The sequence below is a fragment of the Thermodesulfobacteriota bacterium genome, from assembly GCA_035559815.1.
Lineage (GTDB): Bacteria > Desulfobacterota_D > UBA1144 > Nemesobacterales > CSP1-2 > DATMAT01.
The window spans coordinates 66,571-87,648 of record DATMAT010000063.1 but is presented as its reverse complement, the minus strand read 5'-3'; the positions used below and the strand labels follow the sequence as shown (position 1 = coordinate 87,648).

Sequence of the window (21,078 nt, the reverse complement as noted above, 5' to 3'; positions counted from 1 at the left end):
GTTTCATCTTACACCTTTGCTCCTTGGTCGTTAATAATCGGTTGAATACCTTTTATTTTGGCCATATACTCCATTTCTATGAAAATAATATTCATGGGAACACCGGAATTTGCGGTGCCCTCACTTCAAGCCTTGATCGATTCAGGAGATGAAATTGTAGCTGTTGTCTGCCAACCGGATAAACCCAAAGGACGAGGACTTGATGTGACTGCACCTCCGACCAAGGTTATTGCCGAAAAACAGGGCATACCAGTATTACAACCACAAAAGATAAAAACCGAGGAGTTTTTTAACGAGCTTAAAAAGCTTAGTCCCGACCTGATCTGCGTCGCCGCATACGGGAAGATCCTACCCAAGAATATACTTGACCTTCCTCCCCACGGTTGCATCAACGTTCACGCTTCTATTCTTCCCAAATACCGAGGCGCGGCACCGATCAACTGGGCGATAATAAGAGGAGAAAAAGTCACCGGAATTACCACGATGAAGATGGACGAGGGAATGGACACGGGCGACATGCTTCTCAAGAAAGAAATCCCGATTGAAGACGAAGACACCGGAGAAACTTTATCCCAAAAGCTCTCTCTTATAGGAGCCGAGCTTCTGATTGAAACTATAAAACTCTTGAAAGAGGGAAGACTCAATCCAACTCCTCAAGACCATTCACAGGCCACCTATGCTCCTATGCTTAAGAAAGAAGACGGAAAGATAATCTGGAGTAAATCGGCCGAGGAGGTCAGAAACTTGATTCGCGGCACCCTTCCCTGGCCCGGCGCATACACAACCCTCGATGGGAAGCTTCTCAAAATATACAAAGCAAGAGTAAGCGACGGCGTCGGAAACCCCGGAGAAGTGATAAAATCCGACTCTGGAATTTTAAGAGTTGCAACAGGAAATGATTCACTTGATATTTTAGAGCTTCAAATCGAAGGTGGAAAAAGATTAAAGGCTGAGGAGTTTTTGAGGGGGAGAAGAATTAGAGATGGATCGGTATTGGGAAGTTAGGATTAGCTGTCAACCGCAAGGGAGAGAATCGACCGTGGCAACCTGTCATATTGTTGTCTTCCCGCGTAAGCGGGAATCCATATCTTTAAATCAAAATAAGTAAGGGCTGGATTCCCGGCTGATCCCACGGTTTAACCGGGGAAAGGGAATGACAGAAAAGAGAAAGACGAGATTGCCGTGCTTCTGGCTTTGCCAAAGGCTACGCCGGACAAGCCGCTCCAATGACAATTACGGAAAGATGTACGGTTAAATCCGATATTATCTCTAAACATTCAACATCACATCAAAGAAGCCAATTTTCACCTTAGCGGCAATTCCGTTCTTCCAGCATATATCCCGAGCCGTATTCTGTAATTCTTTAGGGACTAGAAGCACAAGCTGAACTCCGAGACTAGATAGCTCTTTCCACTCATTGACCTCTTCTTCATTGATCGTATTCTCAGTCTCTACTTCGGCTATCAATACAACCTGGCCGTAATTGACAAATACTACATCAGGATAAGATCCCTTGAATTCATAATTCTTATCCTCTCCCGGATTTGTTTGCACCTCTTTGTAAAGCTTCGAGTACTTTTCCTTGACCTTATTAATAACCCAGTCGTGAAGAAATTGCTCATCCTTCGACCTTGGCATATCTCTCTCCCCAGAGAAGTTTGGTCTTGAGGATGGTAAAGTAATCCCGGAAAGGAGACTTGATTAACTTCACCGTAGTATCAGCTTTTTTAAGCTCAATCACATCCCCCATCTTCAAGTTAACCCCCACCTGTCCGTCGAGAGTAAGGTAAACATCGTGGGTATCGGTCAGAACTTTGACCCTTATGGTGGTCTCGCTCGAAACAACCAGGGGACGGTTGGAAAGGGTGTGAGGGCATATAGGAGTAATTATCGTAAGAGGCAGGGTCGGGTAAACAATGGGGCCTCCCGCAGAGAGCGAGTAAGCCGTAGAACCTGTAGGAGTGGCCAGGATTAAGCCATCCGCTCTGAAGGTAGTTATGTGAGAATCGTTTATGTATATGGCCAGGTCGACTATCCGGGCAACTGCTCCCTTGTTCACCACAATGTCGTTGAGTACGATATAGTCCCCCATTCTATCGGTTCCCCGGTGAATCGTGGCATTGAGCATATCCCTTTTTTCAACGTTATAGTCTCCAGAAATAATACGCTCCATCATGGGATAAAGCTCGTCCATTGTAAGCTCGGTGAGAAATCCTAACCCGCCCAGATTCACACCTAATATCGGGATGTCGTATCTACAAACAAGGCGGGCGACCCGAAGGAATGTGCCGTCTCCACCGAATACCAGAATTACATCAACAAATTCAGGCAGTTCGGCGCTGGGAACGGAATCAGGATGCCCTATACCCCTGCCTAGCTCTTCTTCGACATAAACTTGGATCTTTCTCTCTTTAAGCCAGCCGCATAGCTCTCTAGTAAGCTCGAAGACCCTCCTTATATTGGTCTTTCCTATGATGCCGACTTTCAATGCTTTTTGCCTCCATGCCGACTGGCCACTTTACGGCTTTCCGGGTTAGGCCTGGATATAATATACCTCGGTTGTTAAAGAATCCAATTAAAGAAGGGAGCTTAACTCTAATAGACACGAGTGGACACGAATTAAAACCGTCAGAATATAGAGACTGCTTCGCGGGGATTTGGGATATTGATTTGGGGGGGCAGGGGTAGAACCGAAGGAATCTAAATATGAGATTGCCACGCCGCCAAAAGAAGGCGGCTGGCAATGACGAGCATGATAAGCAGTGCCTGGTGAGAGTTCATATTCGCCCTACCCGTCATTGCGAGGGTGTCCTTCTGCAAGCTCAGAGCCTGTCCTGAGCGGAGCGTAGGAATAAATTCCACGACCGCAGCAATCTCATTTTTAGACGTTTAGGTTATTGGTCTTTGCATCGGTTATTTGAACTGTTTCATATGCTATAAACATTTGGTCCAATTTTTAGAGACAGGCCGTGGCATGTCTCTACAGTATTAAAGGACATAAATTACGTTTAAAGTACAGGTTGATAAACATATGCTCGACTTTCTTGGCTTGCACTCATCGAGTTAGTATGAGGAACGCATGTATGCGTCCACTACAATAATCTGGATAGACAATGCGGAATTAAATAAATGCTCACTCTCAATATTACAGAAGAGATTAATTGGAACTGGGCTTTGTTTTATCTCCTGCGGAATAGAGGAGATAACTCTTTATGAATTCGCTCAGGTCGCCGTCGAGGACGGATTCTACGTTTCCCGTCTGGTATTCGGTCCTGTGATCCTTAATCATCCTGTATGGATGAAGCACATAGGAGCGAATCTGGCTCCCCCACCCTATCTCCTTCTTGGCCGATTGAAGCTCCTCGATCTTTTCCTTTTGCTTCTCCTTCTCCAGCTCGTAAAGCCTGGCTCTAAGCACCTTCATGGCGACGGCGCGGTTTTGATGCTGGGAGCGCTCGTTCTGGCAGCTTACCACTATCCCCGTAGGGATATGGGTTATCCTCACAGCGGAGTCGGTTTTATTGACGTGCTGACCGCCCTTGCCGCCTGCGCGAAAGGTGTCAACCCTTAAATCCTTTTCGTCAATTTCAACCTGGATATCCTCGTCTATCTCCGGAGAAACAAACACAGAAGCAAACGAGGTGTGCCTCCTCTTGTTGGCATCAAAGGGAGAAATGCGGACCAGGCGATGTACCCCGCTTTCCGCCTTCAGATAGCCATAGGCATAGGGGCCTTTGACAAAGAAGGTGGCGCTTTTTATTCCGGCCTCTTCGCCGGGTTGATGGTCGAGCATTTCTATTTCAAATCCATTTCTCTCCCCATAACGGAGATACATCCGGAGTAGCATCTCCGCCCAATCCTGAGCCTCGGTTCCCCCGGCCCCGGCGTTGATCGATACTATAGCGTTCCTCCCGTCATCCGGCTCTCCCAGTATCCTCTTGAATTCAAGACTCTCTACCTTCCCCTCGATCTCTGCTATCTTTGCCTGGGCCTCTTTGGCCGTCTCTTCGTCTTCTTCTTCCAGCGAAAGCTCCGCCAACACCTCGGTATCTTCGAGGTCTCGGTATAACTTTTCCCATTCGTCTATAGAAGCTCTTGTCTGGGACTGCTCTTTTAATAACTGCTGAGCCCTTTCGTTGTCGTCCCAGAAATCGGGCTTACCTATGATAGTGTCTAATTCTTCCAGGCGTGACCTCTTCTTAGGCAGGTCAAAGAAAGTCTCCAAGGATTCTTAGTCTCTTCTTCAGGTCCTGTATCTTTTCTTTATTCTCTCCAAACATTGAGTTAGGCCCTCCAATTCGGTTAAAAATAATATAAGGTTCAAAACCGACAAAAGCAAACCAAGTTGAATTATCCAGAGTTTTGGGTAGTGTTTTTGTCATTATTCAGCCACAAATTGACACGCGCAGTATTTCATCCGCAGTGTGGATGAAATGGAAATAAATAGGCACGAATGAAGAGATCAATTACATGTACGTATGGGAAGTATGGGCGTATAAGCGTGTAACTCCCCACATACATCCAAACAATAAGGATTATTCGTGTAAATCCGTGTTCATCTGTGGCTAAATTATTAATACAAAGGGAGAATTGAAGTGAAAAAGTATCTATTTACACCCGGTCCAGTGCCGGTTCCTGACGAAATACTCCTGGAGATGGCCAGGCCAATAATACACCATAGAACTGCCGAGTTTGAGCGGCTATTCGCCGAAGTTAGAGAAGGGCTAAAGTACGTATTCGGGACAAAGGAAGAGGTCTTCGTTCTCGCCTCCTCTGGTACAGGAGCTATGGAAGGTGCGGTAGCAAATACCCTATCCCGTGGAGACAAGGCACTGGTCGTGAATGGCGGCAAGTTCGGCGAAAGATGGGGCAAAATCTGTCAAGCATTCGGCGTCCAGGTTGAAGAGATAAAAGTGGAGTGGGGAGAGGCAGTTGACCCCAACCTGATTGAAGATATTCTGGCAAAGGACGCCTCAATCAGAGCGGTGCTCATTCAAGCGAGCGAGACATCGACCGGCGTAATGCACCCTACCAGGGAAATTGCCCATATTACCAGGAAAAGAGACGATGTAGTACTGATAGTTGACGGTATTACCGCTGTCGGCGTCTTTCCGCTTCCGTTTGATGAATGGGGAATAGACGTTCTCGTAGCCGGTTCCCAAAAGGCCTTTATGCTGCCTCCGGGACTGGCATTTGCAGCCATGAGCGAGAAGGCGTGGAAGTTTAGAGAGAGATCAAACCTTCCCAAGTTTTATTTTGATTTCAAAAGGTATCTTAAGGATGCAAAAGATAATACCGTTCCATGGACACCAGCCATAACCCTTATAATCGGTCTAGCCGAAGTGCTGAGAAGGTTTAAAGAAGAGGGTCTTGAGAAATTGCACAAGCGGCATGCGCTGCTCGCTCAAGGAACTAGGGAAGCGATAGAAGCAATAGGCCTCGAGCTATACGCTAAGCGCTCTCCCAGCACCGCTCTAACCGTTGCCTTGTCGCCTCCGGACATAGGCGCGGGAAAGATTATAAGCGGATTAAGAGACCGATTCGGGATGACCGTTGCCGGCGGCCAGGACCAGGCCAAGGGAAAGATATTCAGGATCTCTCACATGGGGTTCATAGACAGGGCCGACATAATCGCCGTTATCTCCGCAGTCGAGTGTGTCCTCAAGGACTTGGGATACAAATTCGATTTCGGCGCCGGGTCGAGAAAGGCGTCGGAGGTCCTGGGAGCGGAATAATTCCCCAGTTATTCAGCCACGAATTGACACTAATAGATGCGAATGAAAATAAATGGGATACAAGATGCATGATTCATGATTCACCTTGCATCCTGTATCATGCATCTTGTATTGTTTTATCCCGATAAATTCGTGTTCATTAGTGGCTAAATACTTACAAAATTGAGAAACGCTCTCAAGTTCATCCATCTCTCCGACATCCATATCGGAATCGAGACCCATGGAAGGCTCAATCCCGCTACAGGATGGAACACCCGCTTTGAAGATGTGCTCCGTTCTTTAGATTTTGTCGTTGATGCTGCAATCAGGGAGTCCGTCGATTTAGTTTTGATAGCCGGGGATGTTTTCCACAGAGAAAACCCTCATCCAACTGAGGAAACGGAGTTCGCCAAAAGAATTGTCAGGCTCGTTTCCGAAATTGAGGCGAAAGTGGTAATAGTGCTGGGCAACCATGATTACCCGGCTATTCTTGGAAAAACTTCAGCAGTAGAAATATTCCCGGCTATCAATCTCGACGGCGTTTACGTCGCTAGAAAGCCGGATATTTTGTTCGTTCCGATCAAGGAGGGAAGGCTTCAAGTCGCATGCTTGCCCTGGGCCGGGAGGAGCACTTTGCTTGCCAAAGAAGAATATAAATCCCTATCTCCGGAAGCCCTTCAGGTAGAGATAGAAAAAAGACTCATCAACATAATCAGGGATTTTGTTAATAGGTTAGACCAATCTCTTCCGACTGTATTTCTAGGCCATGTGGCCGTGAGAGACGCTCAACTCTCCGGGACGGAAATTACTACGCTTCTTATCTCTGAGCCCTCGATCCCCCGGACGGAACTGGCTAACCCAGTATTCAGCTACGCGGCATTAGGACACATCCACAAATTTCAGAATTTGAATGAAAATAGCACCCCTCCGGTTGTCTATTCCGGAAGCATAGAGAGAATCGATTTTACAGAGGAGAAGGAAAAAAAGGGGTTTGTGTTGGGCGAGATATTCAAAGATGAAAACGGCTGGAGATGCGATTTTAAATTCGTGGAAACCCCGGCAAGAAGATTCCTCACCGTGGAAGTCAAGGGAAAAGTGGAAAACATGGACGAAGCCAAGGTACTGGAACATCTGCCAAGAGAGGACATCAAAGACGCCGTAATAAGGGTGAGGTGTGTAGTATCAAGGCCTGAGGACAGGATCAACGAAAAGATGATCAGGGAAGCACTTTCTGAAGCCTACTCGGTTAAGATAGAAAAAATCTTCGAGAAGCCGGAGAGGGTCATTAGACAGTCAGAGCTATCAAGAACGACAGACGTAATGGATGCACTAGATAGATACATCCGGTCCAAACCGGAGCTTAAAAACATATCCGAGGATATGAAGAAATACGCAAAGGAGCTTATCAGGGAATCGGAAGAGGCTTAGTCCGGTAGTTATCTACTCATAAAGAGCATTTCGCTAACTGTCCCTAAATCTAACTTGTACCAGCTATCGATGATAAAAACATAACAAACCGTGAGTACGCATTTATGCGTCCACCACAAAAGCTATAATGATTTTCATGTCCCATAACAGTTCTTTTCCCCGGTCTCACACTCTCCGGTCTCCAATTGAAGGGTTACATGGTTAATCCTGAATTTATCATGCAAGTGGCTCTTTATGTCTTTGATGAGACTCTCACTTTGTTTTATATCCTCTATAACCAGATGTGCACTCAGTGCCTCAAAACCCTGGGTAAGTGACCAGGCATGAAGGTCATGCACGCTCAAAACACCGCTATGCGAGCAAATAGCGTTTTCAACCGCCTTAAGGTCAATTCCCTTAGGGGTTCCTTCGAGAAGAATATGAAGAGATTCGCTAAACAATCCCCAAGCACCCCTCAATATCAAAAAAGAAATAACAATACTGGTAATTGGGTCGGCATAATACCATTTGGTCTTTAGCATTATTAAGCCTGCTATTATTGCCCCGACTGAGCCGAGAGCATCGCTCAGGACGTGGAAAAACACCCCACGGGCATTCAAGCTTTTCCCTTGAAACTTAGAAAGAAGAAAAACTCCGACCAGGTTTACGGAGAGCCCGATAGCCGCAACCACGGTCATTACCAGGCTTTTCACCTCACTGGGTTCTCTGAGCCGTTCGTACGCCTCCATAAATATCCCTATAGAAATTGCAAATAGAAGTAAGCTATTCAGGAAGGCGGCCAGTATCTCCGCTCTATAAAACCCAAAGGTTTTTTTAGAAGTGGGTGGCTTGAGAGAAAACCAAAGGGCAAATAGCGCTAAAGAAACAGCAAAAACGTCGACGAACATATGTGCTGCATCGGAGAGTAAGGCCAGACTTCCGGTATATAATCCGGCCGCAATCTCTACCAGCATAAAGCCCGCGGTAAGGCAGAGCACCAGGGTCAGAGTGTTCTTTTCACTGGAGTCCTTGCCCGAAATAACGTCGTCTCTGTTACCAGTTTCTTCAGCCACTTCCTTAAAAAAATACATACGCAGGAAAAAAGAGTCAAAAGTCTATGCTACAATCTTTAACTGGAAAATAATAACCGGGGCGAGGTGTAAAAATGGTGAAGAGGAAACCAGCCGTAGCCGGAAGATTTTACAAGGAAAACCCCTCTGAACTCACCCAGGAGCTAGGCGAATTAGTAAAACACTCACCCGGTGAAGAAAAGAAGAAAATCCTGGGAGCAGTCTCTCCACACGCCGGATATATGTATTCTGGCAGCGTCGCCGGAGAGCTTTATTCTCGAATAAAGATTCCCAGAAGAATCATCATCCTCTCTCCCAATCACACCGGATACGGTGCTCGAATATCTATGTTCCCGGATGGGTTTTGGGAGACACCCCTTGGAGACGTAGAGGTCGATTCCGAGCTTTGCTCTCTTATTCAGTCAAAACACCAGTTTGTAGAAAGGGAGACCTACGCTCATCTTTTTGAGCACTCGATTGAAGTTCAATTACCTTTTCTTCAGTATCTTAAAGACGATTTTATTTTTGTCCCTATTACGCTTATGCACCTTACCTATGGCGAATGTGAAACCATGGCCAGGGTAATTTCCGATTCCGTCACAGAATTGGGAGAAGATGTTCTAATATTAGCCAGCTCCGACCTAAACCATTACGAGGAACAGACAGTGACCGAGAAAAAAGACTTGATGGCGATAGGTAAAATGACCTCATTAGACCCTATAGGGCTACTGGACGTCACGTCGAAGCACAACATTTCTATGTGCGGCGTCATTCCGGCAACGGTTATGCTTCTAGCATGTCTAGAGCTTGGTGCCCGTAATGCCGAACTCTTAAAACACGCCACTTCAGGGGATGTTAGCGGTGATTACATCCGGGTCGTAGGCTATGCGGCGGTATCGGTGTACTAGATTTCCAGAGTTGCATCAAACCAATTCTGGCGTAAGATCAACCACCTCCGACCTAAAAAATAAATTTACATACGCATAATCTTGGTGCTATAATCCTTATTGGGGAGGCAAATAATTCTATGTCCACAAATGTCTCAGTGGAAATCTCTAAGAATCTAGAAGAAGAAATTATCGCCATGTGCGATTCGACCAAGGAAATGCTGGCTGCGACTTGGGAAGGTTTTAGGCGGCATGACCGGGAAAAATTAAATCAAGCGGAGGTGCTCGGACGACAAATACACAACAAGGAAAAGGAGTTGATACAACTAATCATCTCTAATGTATCAAAAGGGGGCGCAACGCCCGAAATAAAAGAGGGGCTTAGTTTTATCCCCGCCCACTTTGAGAGAATAGGAGATAATATAGAGCTTCTGGTAAGGTGTATAAGAACCATGAATCAGGAAGGCACGCTATTCAGCGAAAGAGCGATAAGAGAGGTAAACACGCTTTTCGCCAAAGCCATAGAGCTTCTTGAATGCGTGCGTGATGCTTTGAAGACCAAGAATAAGGTTCTGATAAGGTACATCAAGGAAGAGGGGATAGGGTTTCAGGATAAGGTCAACGAATATGCCCTTGCCCACCAGGAGCGTTTGATCGAGGGCACCTGTTTATCCAAGGCTTCTTCCGTTTACCTGGCCATACTGGACTATCTTGCCAACGTGGAAAGGCATATTAGAAAGATGTCCGATTTTATTCCTGTATAACTATATATTCCTCAATTAATCCAGAATAATCCAAATTCGAGATTCCACTCGAAATCTGTATAATAGGGGAAAACCTGACCGGGAAAGAACTATGGAGATGATATCATGAAACCAAAAACAATCGTGGTCATGCTGATAGTACTTATAGTGGTAATAGCGCTTTTCCAGAATGCCGAGTCTATATATGTTAAATTCCTCTTCTGGCAGTTTTCGGCCTCAGCGTTTATCATGTATCTCGTCTTTTACGTTCTTGGTGCGATTTCGGCCATTATTTGGCTGCTCTGGAGAAAGATATAACTATTTTATCGGAGCGCTATTTCGCCAATATCAATGATTTTAGACCAGAGTGGTTCTATATACCCGCGACCGAAAGAGGGCCGGTTGGAAAGCAGGTTATTAAAAAAGTAAAGATTGACAGTGATTACCTAATAAGGTTGAATTAAAAAGAAATGCAGGTTCCAGCCATATTTAACAAGGTTTTAAGGAGTGAAAGGTTAACTCCGGACGAAGCGCTCCTACTCCTTCGCCAGGCCGACCTGCTCGAGCTTGGGGCGGTGGCCGATATGGTAAAAACCAGATTCAACCCGGAAGGATTCGTTACCTTTGTCGCCGACACTAACCCAAACTATACAAACGTTTGTGACACCGAGTGCCTATTCTGCGCCTTCTGGAGACCGGCCGGGGCCTCGGATGCATACACCCTCACCATCGACGAGCTACTCCAGATTATGAAGACATCCTTCCATAACGGGGCTACTACCGTTCTTCTTCAGGGCGGTCACAACCCGGATATCAAGCTCGACTACTATCTAGAGCTAGTGAGACGGGTGAGAGAAGAGATACCAGATTTACACCTTCACGCCTTTTCCGCCCCGGAGATAAGTGCCATTGCGAAGTATTCGGGAATCAGCACCAAAGAGGTTCTGGAGAGGCTCTGGGAAGCCGGGCTGAGGACCATACCCGGAGGAGGCGCCGAGGTATTGAGCAACAGGGTAAGAAAAAAAATAAGCCCCCTCAAAATCGACGCCGACCAGTGGATAAAGGTTACAAGGGAGGCTCACCAAACCGGGTTCAAAACCACGGCCACCATGATGTTTGGCCATTTCGAGGAAGACGAAGACATAATCGAACACCTGGATAGGATTAGAAGCCTCCAGGATGAGACCGGAGGGTTTCTGGCTTTCATACCCTGGACTTTCAAACCCAGAAACACATTCTTGGAGAAGAAACTCCCCCAGGAAATAGGGGGAGAAAGATATCTACGCGTGCTTGCCGTTTCCAGGATATATCTGGATAACTTCACCCACCTTCAGGGCTCCTGGTTTACCCAGGGTAAAAAGATGGGTTCCATTTCCCTTCACTATGGAGCGAGCGACTTAGGGGGTACTCTCTACGATGAAAACGTGCTCGGCTGTGCCGAGAATAAACTTCGAGCATCGATTGATGAACTCATCCAAATGATAAGAACGGCCGGGTTCAAACCGGCACAGCGGGATACCTTTTATAGAATCATCAAGCACTTCTAATTTATATTGGTTAAACCCATCCTGCCTAGCTTAAAAATTGCTCGAATTAACTTAGTCTCGGTGATTTTTGCTACCATTAATAATTCTTTATTTTTCAGCATGTAAGAGGTATTTTAATATTGACTTTAAACCTATTTACGAGAATATTTTCTAAACTCGGTACGGAGGAAGAATATGCACAGAAAAAATTCTATATCTACCTTCTTTCAACTTTGCCTTTTGCTCGGACCGGTCATTTTCATTATTTCATGCGGGGCGCAGAGGACCTACCAGACAGCGCCACCCACCGAGGGGCTGGCCAGGTTCGTGATTATCGAGATTCCGGACTTTAAAACGACCCTTACCTATGTACCCCCGGATTCCCTCTGGAGCATTCCCAACGAAATTGCGGACAAGCTAAAAAGAGACCAGACATTCGTCGGCGTCAGCCGTTCTCCCTTAGACGTCACCGAGGGGGTCATGGTTATGGAGGGGACCATAACCAAACTCGAACCCAAAGAATGGTACGAGCAAGCGGTCAGGACAGTAAAGGTTGCGGCGGAGGTGCGTTTTCTGGATAAGAGAGACAACAGGGTTATAGCCGAGGCCACTTTCGAAGGAACCTCCAAGGCCGGAGCGGTAAGCGGCGGAGTACCGTTTGCCTACTCACGCCTGGCTGACGAGATTGTCCGATACATCAATGCCAACTACACTCCTTAGTGTTGCTCTTTTGGATAGATTATTGCCTAGCTACCCGATTGGGTTCAAAGTTAAAAACCAAGATAGGTTTAAGACGTGTGGTCGTGAAGAAACCTTATCATCTTTCATGGACAGTGGACTTTAAAATTTTTATTTTCCAAGCATTCCCGGTGAAATCCACGAGACACTCAAAGGAGTCTAAAAACAGCAGCACAAAATCGAAGAACTCGTATGCAGAGCTTGTGAAGACCGGTTTTATGAGGAAATCGGAAACCTCCAAGCCCTCAAGACCGGCACATTCGCAGGATGATAGCTCAAAATCTATACCCTCTTTTTCCATACCTTCTTCAGTATCGAGAAGAAGTGCGGATATAAAGCCCGGGTCCCCGTCTTTATGAATAAGAAATTTAAGCGGCTTTTCCTCTTTCCCGAGGACGTTGTCTGCGAAAAATTCGTCCAGGCCGCTCAGGTGAATCTTCTTCCTGGTCTGAGACCGGCTATTCATGGGAATATAATATCAGAACGAGATGAGTAAAGGAATTACATGGTAATTGTAGGAGCGCATGGCCATGCACCCCTACTGATAAATTTAAAGATAACCTCTCTAATGTCTTAAACCCCTTTGACCCTTCCTAAGACTACCCTGATTGTTGAAGGTTCGCTTACTAGGCTGGTATCCGCGAGATTCCGAGTTCCAGTTCATTTCTGAATTCTTTTTAATGTCGTTTTTATAGACTCTATCGTCCTTCACATTCCCTCTTTTATATTCATTAGATTCGTTAAACTTAGCCGGCTTGTACGAGGCTTTCTCAACCTTTTTACCTCTTATTAGGTCCCCGGTTTTCATCGGATCTTTCTTCCCTTTTCTGTACGCCGGATAACTAGCGTTTGAATAGATGTGATCGTGGTCCGTTATCGCCTTATTCTCGCCTACAAAGGCAGTCCCTGCTTTAATACTCGGCTTTCTCGAATAATCTCGTTCGATAGATTTTTTGTTCTTGGGAATTCTCTTTTCCTGGCCGTGTGTCTGCAATAAATTGCCCTTTTTAGCCGGATTTATTCTATATTCCTGGCCGTCCGGCTCCTTGAATGAATGGTTGCTCGGGAGGGTTTCCTTCTTCTTCAACGACTTCTCTTGATCTTTATAAGGGGCAATATTTCCTCTTTTTTTGTCTATCTGTACAGTGCCCCCGTTAATATCCTTTTTAATTACGGGTGCTTCCTTTCCCTCTTTAACTATCTTTGGGCGAAACACCCGGTATTCCCGGCCTTCCAGTTTATTCACACTCGCGCCGCCTCGGATAACCCTCAAATCGCCATCCACCACGTTTACCTTTCTTATTTTCGCCCTGGTGCTCTTCTCGACCAGGCTGACGCTGGGGCCATAGTTCACCAACTTGTTATTCACCAGTTTTATGTTTGTCACCTTATTTGTATTCTTAATTATAGTGACGTTTTTTGAGGGACTTAAGGCCACTGAATGCACGTTATGGTGCAGGAAATGGTGTGAAGGAACGAACACACAGTGACTTGGTTTGATGTAATGGTGGTGGTAGTGATAATGATGATGATGGTGGTGTTTGTAAGGGTGGCCGTAGTAGCCGTAGTCGGAATAGAAAAAATCGTAATCGGGTGGAAGAGGTGCCCATCCTATATAACTCGGCCCGGTAAACCAGGTAACCCAAGCCGGTGCCCAAACCGTGCCCGGCAGCCATAACCAGCCGTAGTAATCGTCAAAGACCCACCTCCCGTAATGATAGGTAGCCCATCCCCAAGGCTCATCGGATATCCATATCCAACCGTAATCAGACCACGACCACCGGCCGTAGCTATAGGGTCTCCAGCTCGACCCAACGCTATACGGATACCAGGCGTATCCGTATTCGGGAACGAATACCCAGTTGCCATAGGGGGCTAGGGCATCAAAGAATACACTGAAGCTAACTTTGGTATCCGCTTCGGCACGATTTCTGAATCCCATTCCAAATAACAGTGCAAATGCCAATCCTAATACTAATATTTTATTCTTCATTTCCTTTGAACCCCTCTTACCATAATCTTACCGTAATATATAAACCGGCGAGACCCTGGTACGGTTTCAAGCAGTGTAACTTTACCCAAGAACCCAAAATATCCGGTTGGTTATACTATTGACGCTCTCTCGAGGCCAGCTTTTCATACATCTCCAGATACTTTTCACTCGACCTTTTCCAGGAGAAATCCTCTCTCATCGCCCTGTTAACCAGTGCCATCCACTCATTACGATTCTCATATACGGAAATAGCTCGCACTAGTGCATCGAGAAAACTCACCTTCGAAAACTCATAGAATACGAATCCATTCCCTTTTTCTTTATCGGCATTGTAATCCCTTATGGTATCCAAGAGTCCGCCCGTCCCCCTTACTACCGGGATACTGCCATACCGCAAGGCGATCATCTGCCCAAGACCACACGGCTCGAAACGAGAGGGCATGAGGAACATGTCTGAGCCGGCATAAATCCTCCTGGCCAACTCATCGCTGAATCCTGAGGAAAAAGACACATTTTCTCTGTGTACCTGCTTGGCATTCTCCAGCATCCGTTCGTATCTTTCCTCGCCAGTGCCGAGAATGGCCAGTTGAAAGCCCAGGTCTATGATTTGACGAAGGGATTCTACCACCAAGTCTATTCCCTTCTGTTCGGTCAGCCTAGACACCATTCCTATTAGCGGCTTCGACTCGTCTGTATTGAGACCGAGCTCCTCCTTGAGCTTGGATTTATTCTTGAGCCTGCCGTCGATATCCCCGGTGGCGTAATTCAGATAGAGCGCTTTATCCTTCTCCGGGTTCCAGAGCTCGTAATCTATCCCGTTCAAGATCCCCACTAGGCTGTTGGAGTTCTGGGAGACCCATCTAAGAACCCCGTCGAGGCCATACCCGTATTGCGGTGTCTTTATCTCTTCAGCATAGGTAGGGCTTACCGTGGTGACCAGGTCAGAATAGGCTATGCCCCCCTTTAACAGATTCACCTTCCCATAAAATTCAATCCCCTGTGGTGTGTATATATACCAAGGTAGTCCAAACTCATCCAAAATTTCCTTAGGGAATAAGCCCTGATAGGCGATATTATGAATCGTAAAAACGATCCTTGCGTCCTTGAAAAATGGGTCGTCCCGGAGATGTTTTCTCCACCTTAGGGAGATAGGAACCATTGCCGTTTGCCAGTCGTGGCAGTGTATTATATCCGGGTTGAAGCCTAGCGCCCTTGCCGTCTCCAGCGCCGCCAGGGAAAGAAATCCGAACCGCAAATAATTATCCGGATAATCCCCTTTTGGCGTCGAGTATATATACTCACGGTCGAAGAGACGGTCATTGCCGAGTAGATAGACCGTAACCTGGTCTAAGGTGACCTCGGTGACATTACCCCTGAAAGGAAGCCAGTCTATGGCTACAACCACCTCCTTTCCTGACTCCCTGGGCTTAAGCCCAATTTTATCGATGTTTTCCTTAACGTGCTGATAATAGGGAATAACTACTCTAACGTCACAGCCCAACCGTTTGAGTTCCCGGGGAAGTGCGCCGACTACATCGGCAAGCCCGCCTACTTTTGCCAGCGGTTCCATCTCCGGCGAGATAAAAAGCACCTTCATTACCTAGTCCTCCTAATTTTGACCCTTTCATCAAACCTTAGTTAATTTCCTGAGTAACCCGTTTGGCCCTTTCGTAAATAATCTCGGGCTCAAAGGAGCCGTTTTTTCCGAGGAGCGCACTAGAGAGACCGACGGCCGTCGCTCCGGCATCGAGAAATTCCTTAAAATTTTCCAAAGTAACTCCGCCCGTAGTCATAACTTCTACAAAGGGAAGAGGTTCTTTTATGGCCCTTATATAGGATGCTCCACCCACAGCTTTAACCGGGAAGATCTTGACCATGTCTGCTCCCAATCTCCATGCATTAACTATCTCTGAGGACGTGAGAGCCCCGGCTACAACCAGCAAGTCCCTCGATTTGGCGTAATGGATAAGCTCCCTGTCCGTGTGTGGAGAGACTATGAAATTCGCGCCTGCGGCAGCGGCAGCCCTGGCCATGTCCATATTCAACACCGTTCCGGCACCAACCACCACATCGTATCCTTTACTCAATTCTGAAATGACCTTATCTGCACCGGAGAAGGAAAAAGTTATCTCTATCAACTTAAGCCCACCCTCAATACAAGCCTGGGCAGACCGAAGCGCAGTCTCCGGCCCCACGGCACGTATTACCGCGATAACCTTAGAGCTTCTTACTAAATCGACCAAACCCATCTCCATGCCTTTATAACCTTAACTAACTCATACTCCAGTTTTCAAGTACTTCAGCATAATTCCCGGACTGGATATTTAGTTTTAACTAGTATAATATATACATGGGTTTACCGAGATGCGGCTGGATAGCGCAGTTATCGAAAAACGCGTAAGCAATTTCATAGATCAATGCAAGGAGCTCGGTATCAAAGTGACTCCTCAAAGGGTAGCCATATACCGGGAGTTAGCCAACACCGACCAACACCCCAGCGCCGAATCCATTTACAAAAAAATAAGGAACTACTACCCAAATATATCCCTCACCACTATCTACAGGACATTGGAAACGTTCGAGAAGCTGGGGCTTGTATCTGTAGTAAACATACTTTATAACGCCGCCCGTTACGATGCCAACTTAGAACCGCACCATCACTTGGTTTGCGTCGAGTGCAAGAAGGTGGAAGATTACTACGACCACACGTTGGGAGAACTAGACTTCTCCAAAAAGACGCTGGCTAATTACACGGTGCTTGGTTACACCATATTACTAAACGGCATCTGCCGAGACTGTCGAAGGAAAAAAACCTAGCTTAGCTAACTTCCAAGCAACTACTTTAAGCCAATACTCTCCTATGGTGATGAACTTCTCCGCTCAAGTAGTGTAAGAAGTCACAGCGAGGAGTCACTGGATTTTACCCAGTGTGAACTTAGCGAAGGAATCCCATACGTGGTGTCATTTTGAACCTGTCCCAACTCTGCCCCCACCGACTTAACCGAGGACCACAGCTCAGAGCTTGTCCTGAAGCACCTAAACTACACTCTGTATAAACTCTAGCGCAGTAATAAACTCTGCAGGACTGGAAGTGTTCATTCTTCCCCGGTTTAACCGGGGGACCGGAGCTCAGAATGAACGGGTATTTTTTATTTCATAAAGCTTTTTCAGCAGATGAGCATCCGCTCATCCTGAGTCCCATCGAAGGATGGTATTTTAAGCAGTGATTCATCAAGTTATTAAGATTTTCTCCGTTTTGTAACGTTGTCATTCCGAATGAATATGAGGAATCCTAAAAATATTTCGTCACTAAGATTTCTCCTTCCATGAGATATGAAATTATCTTACCGGGCTGAAGTGACGGGAAAAATGGTCTAAACACCCGTCCCTAGAAAACTCCTGGCAATCTAATGGAAATTCTTAATTAAGGAAACTGGACAAATTACACCGGACAAATTACAATGCATAAGTAAGTGAATGTTCACTTATTCATATCGAGAGTGGCAGTATAAAATGGCTAAGCCAACCACTAAACTAGAATCCATCGAGAAAACGGCGATAAGACTCTTTGCTTCGAGGGGCATCAACCAGGTAACCATTAAGGACATAGCCAGTGAGGCGAGGTGTTCGGAGGGCGCGCTTTACCGCCATTACACCAGTAAAGAGGAAATGGCTCTCATTCTCTACAAAAACGAACTGGAAAAATTCGGTGCTCTGCTCAAGTCTATTCTCCAAGGCGGCGGAACATTCTCCGAGCGTATAAAGTCCGCAGTCGAGTTTTTCTATTCCTTCTTCGACGAGGACCCCATCACCTTCAAATTTATACTGTTATCCGAGCATCACTTTCCCCAGAAGGATAAGCTTAATCCAAAGTTAAATCCTCATAACCTGGTGTTCGATTTCGTGAGAGCCGGATTTAAAAGCGGCGAGTTTAAAATCCATGACCCCGAACTGAGCGCCTCGATCCTTCTGGGAATCGTCCTTCAGCCGGCAACGCTTAGAGCAACCGGGAGACTAAGGGGAAAAATGAGTGGCAAGACAAAAGAGGTGGTAGAAGCCAGTCTCCGGGCTCTTAATTCAAAGGTCAATTTATCACCAGGAAGGCACAAATAGGAAATAAGGGGTTAAAACGAAATGCAGAGGTTAGGAGTTAGAAACCAGAATGCTGGAGATAAAATTTTATTCTGAATCCTGACTACTTACTTTTATATACTATATTTTTGCTTAGTGTCTTTGTGCTGTCTCGACTAAGCTCGACACAGGCTTTGTGGTTAAATGCATTACCTAATAAAAATGAAATGATTGCGGAAAAACTTAATCATTGGGCAGAAAAAGAGCCGGAAAAGACCGCTCTTCAAATAAAACTCCCCGACGGCTACCAGCGGATTACCTACCTTGAGCTAAGGAGGCTTTGTCTACGGGCAGCTTCTCAACTCCGAGAGCAAGGTCTCAATCGGGGAGACCACATCTCGCTATACGGTACAAATACTCCGGGATGGGCAATAGCTTATCTGGCAATTCATCTCTTGGGAGGAGTGGTTATACCGCTAGATGCACAGCTAAACTCGGAAGACATTCTATCCCTGTTGAAGTTTTCGGATTCGAAGGCCGTTATCGCAGATAAAAAACAGCTCGATGAACTGGCAAGGCTCCTTACCAATGATAAAGCCCCAATTCGATTGATTTCAATCGAGTCCCTGAGCTCCTTTGCGGAGCGGACCAACGGATTCAAAGCAGCTACTCTAAACCCGGATGACCTGATGTCCATAATATTCACTTCGGGTACTACCGGGTCTCCAAAGGGTGTTCAACTTACCTGTAAAAACATATTGAACAATGTCGAGGCCATCTTGAGCCAGATTAAGGTCTCATCCAAGGACAACGTGCTCAACATCCTACCCCTTCATCACGTCTTTTCCTGCACCGTTGGGTTTCTGGCTCCGCTGATTGCCGGGGCAACGATTACCTTTTCCTACTCCCTAAAGAGCACCGACCTGTTGAGTGCAATGAGAGAAACCGGTGTTACCATCTTCCCCGCTGTACCAAAGCTCTTCGCCCTGCTCGACCGGGAGATCTTCAGAAAGGTCGATTCCCTGGGCTTAGTATGGAGAATGCTTTTCTGGTCTCTCTATGCGGTCTCAAGATGGGTCAGGGAGAAAACCGGTTTTCGGCTCGGAAGTATATTTTTTAGAAAGATTCATGAACCTTTCGGAAGAAAGCTTCGTTTCTTCGCCAGTGGCGGGGCTAAGCTTGACGCCGGTATATCCGAGCGTTTCTTAAACCTGGGATTTGTCATTCTCGAGGGCTATGGACTCACCGAAACATCACCGGTTATATCCATCACCCGTCCGAATAACCCCATGCCCGGCACCGCCGGGAGGCCCGTGCCCGGGGTCGAAGTGCGAATAGATTCCCCAGGCCCGGACGGCGTCGGGGAGATATGTGTCCGCGGCCCCAACGTTATGAGAGGCTACTACAAGAACGAAACCGCTACCGGTGAGGTGCTAAGGCACGGATGGCTTCATACCGGCGACCTGGGTATGGTCGACCCAAAAGGGAATATAACCATTATCGGTAGAGCCAAGGAGGTCATAGTGCTTCCCTCGGGAAAAAACATATACCCCGAGGACGTGGAAAGGCACTACGAAAAGATCCCTCTGGTGAAGGAAATCTGCGTCCTTCCCTCGCTAACTGACCATGGCGAAGTAAGGGGACTTTTGATGGTAGTGGTGCCGGAGAAAAAAGAAATTGCCGCACGTGGAGTTTTCAATACCCGCGAACGAATACGTTCTGAAGTGGCCAACACCGGGTCTAGCCTACCCTCCTACATGCAGGTTACAGAACTCCAGATCCTCTACGATGAGCTCCCCAAAACCAGGCTTGGAAAACTAAAGAGAGGAGAGATTGAAAAGTTAGTGAGGGACCAAAAGTACCTGTCAAGAGAAGAAGAAATACCCCTTTCTCCCGAAGAAAAAGCGCTCTTAGAGGCGCCGTACTCGGCCCGTTTTCTTAAAAGGCTTCAAGAAATTGCGGATATCAAAGGACCTTTTTACCCCTCTCAAGACCTCTCTATTGACCTGGGGCTTGACTCGCTCACTCTAATCGAGGTCACCGTTCTTCTGGAAAAAGAGTTCGAGGTTAAATTGAAAGAGGATGAATTACCCAGAGTGCGTACGATCGGCGATATGCTGAACCTAATAGAAGAAGTTAGGCAGGCCAGGCCGGACGAAGTGATTAACACCCACATCGAAGAAGAAAAAGATTTATTGGTAAAGAACCTGTTTGACACTCCACCTTCGCCGCCGCTAGAAGATGTTTTTAACCTCAATCGAGGCTTGGTTAAACGCTTACTGGTGAGAACACTTCAGTTAATTACATCTATCATTTTGAGAGTCGCTTTTCGAATCAGAATCGAGGGTCTAAATAAAATACCCAGGGAAGGTGCCGTCCTTATCTGCCCAAACCATCAGAGCTTCATCGACCCGATTCTAATCTATGCCTTGATGCCCGGACGGATGCTCGACCGGCTTATGTTCCTCGCTTTTGGCGAATTTTTTAGGAGGCCCCCTATCTCATGGATTATCAAACTGGCGCGCGTAGTCCTCACCGGCAGCAGTCAAACGCTTGGCGAATCTCTCCGGCTTTGCTACGCCGGGCTTAAGCGGGATATGGTAGTATGTATATTCCCTGAAGGGGGAAGAACGAATACCGGTACAATTATGCCTCCGCGGCTCGGAGCCGGAATCTTGAGCGTGGAGACCGGGGCACCCATAGTGCCGATCCTCATAGAAGGTGCCATAGACACGCTCTCCCACCTTCACCCGGAATTCCGGTTTGCCAAGATTAGAATCACCGTGGGAGACCCGATAAAGCCACCACCCAAAGAGGATAACAACAATAAGAAGAACCTTTATCAAGATATGGTGGACAAATGGAAAGAAGCCGTGCTGGGGCTTGAAAAAAAACAGGATGAATGATGGAAGATGCACGATTCATGACA

19 protein-coding genes are annotated in these 21,078 nt (G+C 46.6%); 11 read left to right on the top strand and 8 right to left on the bottom strand.

The window, feature by feature from the left end:
• Positions 1–78: 78 nt before the first annotated feature.
• Positions 79–1,005, top strand: a complete 927-nt coding sequence (fmt, locus tag VNN20_15500; protein ID HWP93598.1) for a methionyl-tRNA formyltransferase — start codon at positions 79–81, stop codon at positions 1,003–1,005.
• Between the two features lie 264 nt (positions 1,006–1,269).
• Here the strand turns inward: fmt and VNN20_15495 are convergent, their stop codons facing one another.
• From VNN20_15495 to prfB, 3 genes are all read right to left on the bottom strand, one after another.
• Entirely contained in the window at positions 1,270–1,638 is a 369-nt protein-coding gene (locus VNN20_15495; GenBank protein HWP93597.1) for a hypothetical protein, read from the bottom strand.
• Complete coding sequence (locus VNN20_15490; GenBank protein ID HWP93596.1) at positions 1,619–2,488, bottom strand: NAD(+)/NADH kinase; 870 nt, start codon at positions 2,486–2,488, stop codon at positions 1,619–1,621. Before VNN20_15490 ends, VNN20_15495 begins: the two co-directional genes overlap by 20 nt.
• A 669-nt stretch (positions 2,489–3,157) precedes the next feature.
• Positions 3,158–4,280 (bottom strand): peptide chain release factor 2 gene (gene prfB, locus VNN20_15485; protein ID HWP93595.1). Its coding sequence is split into 2 segments (ribosomal slippage): positions 3,158–4,231 and positions 4,233–4,280, totalling 1,122 coding nucleotides; the frame shifts between segments, so codons are not numbered across the junction.
• Positions 4,281–4,595: 315 nt separating this feature from the next.
• Between prfB and VNN20_15480 the strand changes: the two genes are divergently transcribed.
• Positions 4,596–5,735 carry an alanine--glyoxylate aminotransferase family protein gene (locus VNN20_15480; protein HWP93594.1) on the top strand — a complete coding sequence of 380 codons (1,140 nt, stop codon included), beginning with the start codon at positions 4,596–4,598 and terminating at the stop codon, positions 5,733–5,735.
• A gap of 162 nt (positions 5,736–5,897) precedes the next feature.
• On the top strand, positions 5,898–7,142 hold the full coding sequence (locus VNN20_15475; GenBank protein ID HWP93593.1) for an exonuclease SbcCD subunit D: 1,245 nt from the start codon (positions 5,898–5,900) through the stop codon (positions 7,140–7,142).
• A 134-nt stretch (positions 7,143–7,276) separates the two neighbouring features.
• On the opposite strand, the gene VNN20_15470 is transcribed toward VNN20_15475, so the two are convergent.
• Entirely contained in the window at positions 7,277–8,194 is a 918-nt protein-coding gene (locus tag VNN20_15470) for a cation diffusion facilitator family transporter (protein ID HWP93592.1), read from the bottom strand.
• 92 nt (positions 8,195–8,286) lie between these two features.
• Here VNN20_15470 and amrB point away from each other — a divergent pair, with 92 nt between their 5' ends.
• The 5 genes from amrB (at position 8,287) to VNN20_15445 (ending at position 12,067) form a co-directional block, all read left to right on the top strand.
• Entirely contained in the window at positions 8,287–9,099 is an 813-nt protein-coding gene (amrB, locus tag VNN20_15465; protein HWP93591.1) for an AmmeMemoRadiSam system protein B, read from the top strand.
• A gap of 119 nt (positions 9,100–9,218) precedes the next feature.
• Positions 9,219–9,842 (top strand): PhoU domain-containing protein, encoded by a 624-nt coding sequence (locus VNN20_15460; protein HWP93590.1) that lies wholly within the window; start codon positions 9,219–9,221, stop codon positions 9,840–9,842.
• A gap of 105 nt (positions 9,843–9,947) precedes the next feature.
• Positions 9,948–10,139 carry a LapA family protein gene (locus VNN20_15455; protein ID HWP93589.1) on the top strand — a complete coding sequence of 64 codons (192 nt, stop codon included), beginning with the start codon at positions 9,948–9,950 and terminating at the stop codon, positions 10,137–10,139.
• Positions 10,140–10,291: 152 nt separating this feature from the next.
• Positions 10,292–11,368 carry a cyclic dehypoxanthinyl futalosine synthase gene (gene mqnC / locus VNN20_15450; GenBank protein HWP93588.1) on the top strand — a complete coding sequence of 359 codons (1,077 nt, stop codon included), beginning with the start codon at positions 10,292–10,294 and terminating at the stop codon, positions 11,366–11,368.
• A 174-nt stretch (positions 11,369–11,542) separates the two neighbouring features.
• Complete coding sequence (locus VNN20_15445; protein HWP93587.1) at positions 11,543–12,067, top strand: hypothetical protein; 525 nt, start codon at positions 11,543–11,545, stop codon at positions 12,065–12,067.
• A gap of 97 nt (positions 12,068–12,164) precedes the next feature.
• Here the strand turns inward: VNN20_15445 and VNN20_15440 are convergent, their stop codons facing one another.
• From VNN20_15440 to VNN20_15425, 4 genes are all read right to left on the bottom strand, one after another.
• On the bottom strand, positions 12,165–12,551 hold the full coding sequence (locus tag VNN20_15440) for a hypothetical protein (protein HWP93586.1): 387 nt from the start codon (positions 12,549–12,551) through the stop codon (positions 12,165–12,167).
• Between the two features lie 99 nt (positions 12,552–12,650).
• Positions 12,651–14,078 carry a DUF6600 domain-containing protein gene (locus VNN20_15435; protein ID HWP93585.1) on the bottom strand — a complete coding sequence of 476 codons (1,428 nt, stop codon included), beginning with the start codon at positions 14,076–14,078 and terminating at the stop codon, positions 12,651–12,653.
• 115 nt (positions 14,079–14,193) lie between these two features.
• Complete coding sequence (gene glgA / locus VNN20_15430) at positions 14,194–15,675, bottom strand: glycogen synthase GlgA (GenBank protein HWP93584.1); 1,482 nt, start codon at positions 15,673–15,675, stop codon at positions 14,194–14,196.
• A gap of 37 nt (positions 15,676–15,712) precedes the next feature.
• Positions 15,713–16,321: a bifunctional 4-hydroxy-2-oxoglutarate aldolase/2-dehydro-3-deoxy-phosphogluconate aldolase gene (locus VNN20_15425; GenBank protein HWP93583.1), complete on the bottom strand. Its 609-nt coding sequence runs from the start codon at positions 16,319–16,321 to the stop codon at positions 15,713–15,715.
• A 121-nt stretch (positions 16,322–16,442) separates the two neighbouring features.
• On the opposite strand from VNN20_15425, the gene VNN20_15420 reads away from it, so the two are divergent.
• From VNN20_15420 to VNN20_15410, 3 genes are all read left to right on the top strand, one after another.
• Positions 16,443–16,895, top strand: a complete 453-nt coding sequence (locus VNN20_15420) for a transcriptional repressor (protein HWP93582.1) — start codon at positions 16,443–16,445, stop codon at positions 16,893–16,895.
• Positions 16,896–17,591: 696 nt separating this feature from the next.
• Positions 17,592–18,191 (top strand): TetR/AcrR family transcriptional regulator, encoded by a 600-nt coding sequence (locus VNN20_15415; protein ID HWP93581.1) that lies wholly within the window; start codon positions 17,592–17,594, stop codon positions 18,189–18,191.
• 185 nt (positions 18,192–18,376) lie between these two features.
• Entirely contained in the window at positions 18,377–21,055 is a 2,679-nt protein-coding gene (locus tag VNN20_15410; protein HWP93580.1) for an AMP-binding protein, read from the top strand.
• Positions 21,056–21,078: the final 23 nt, after the last annotated feature.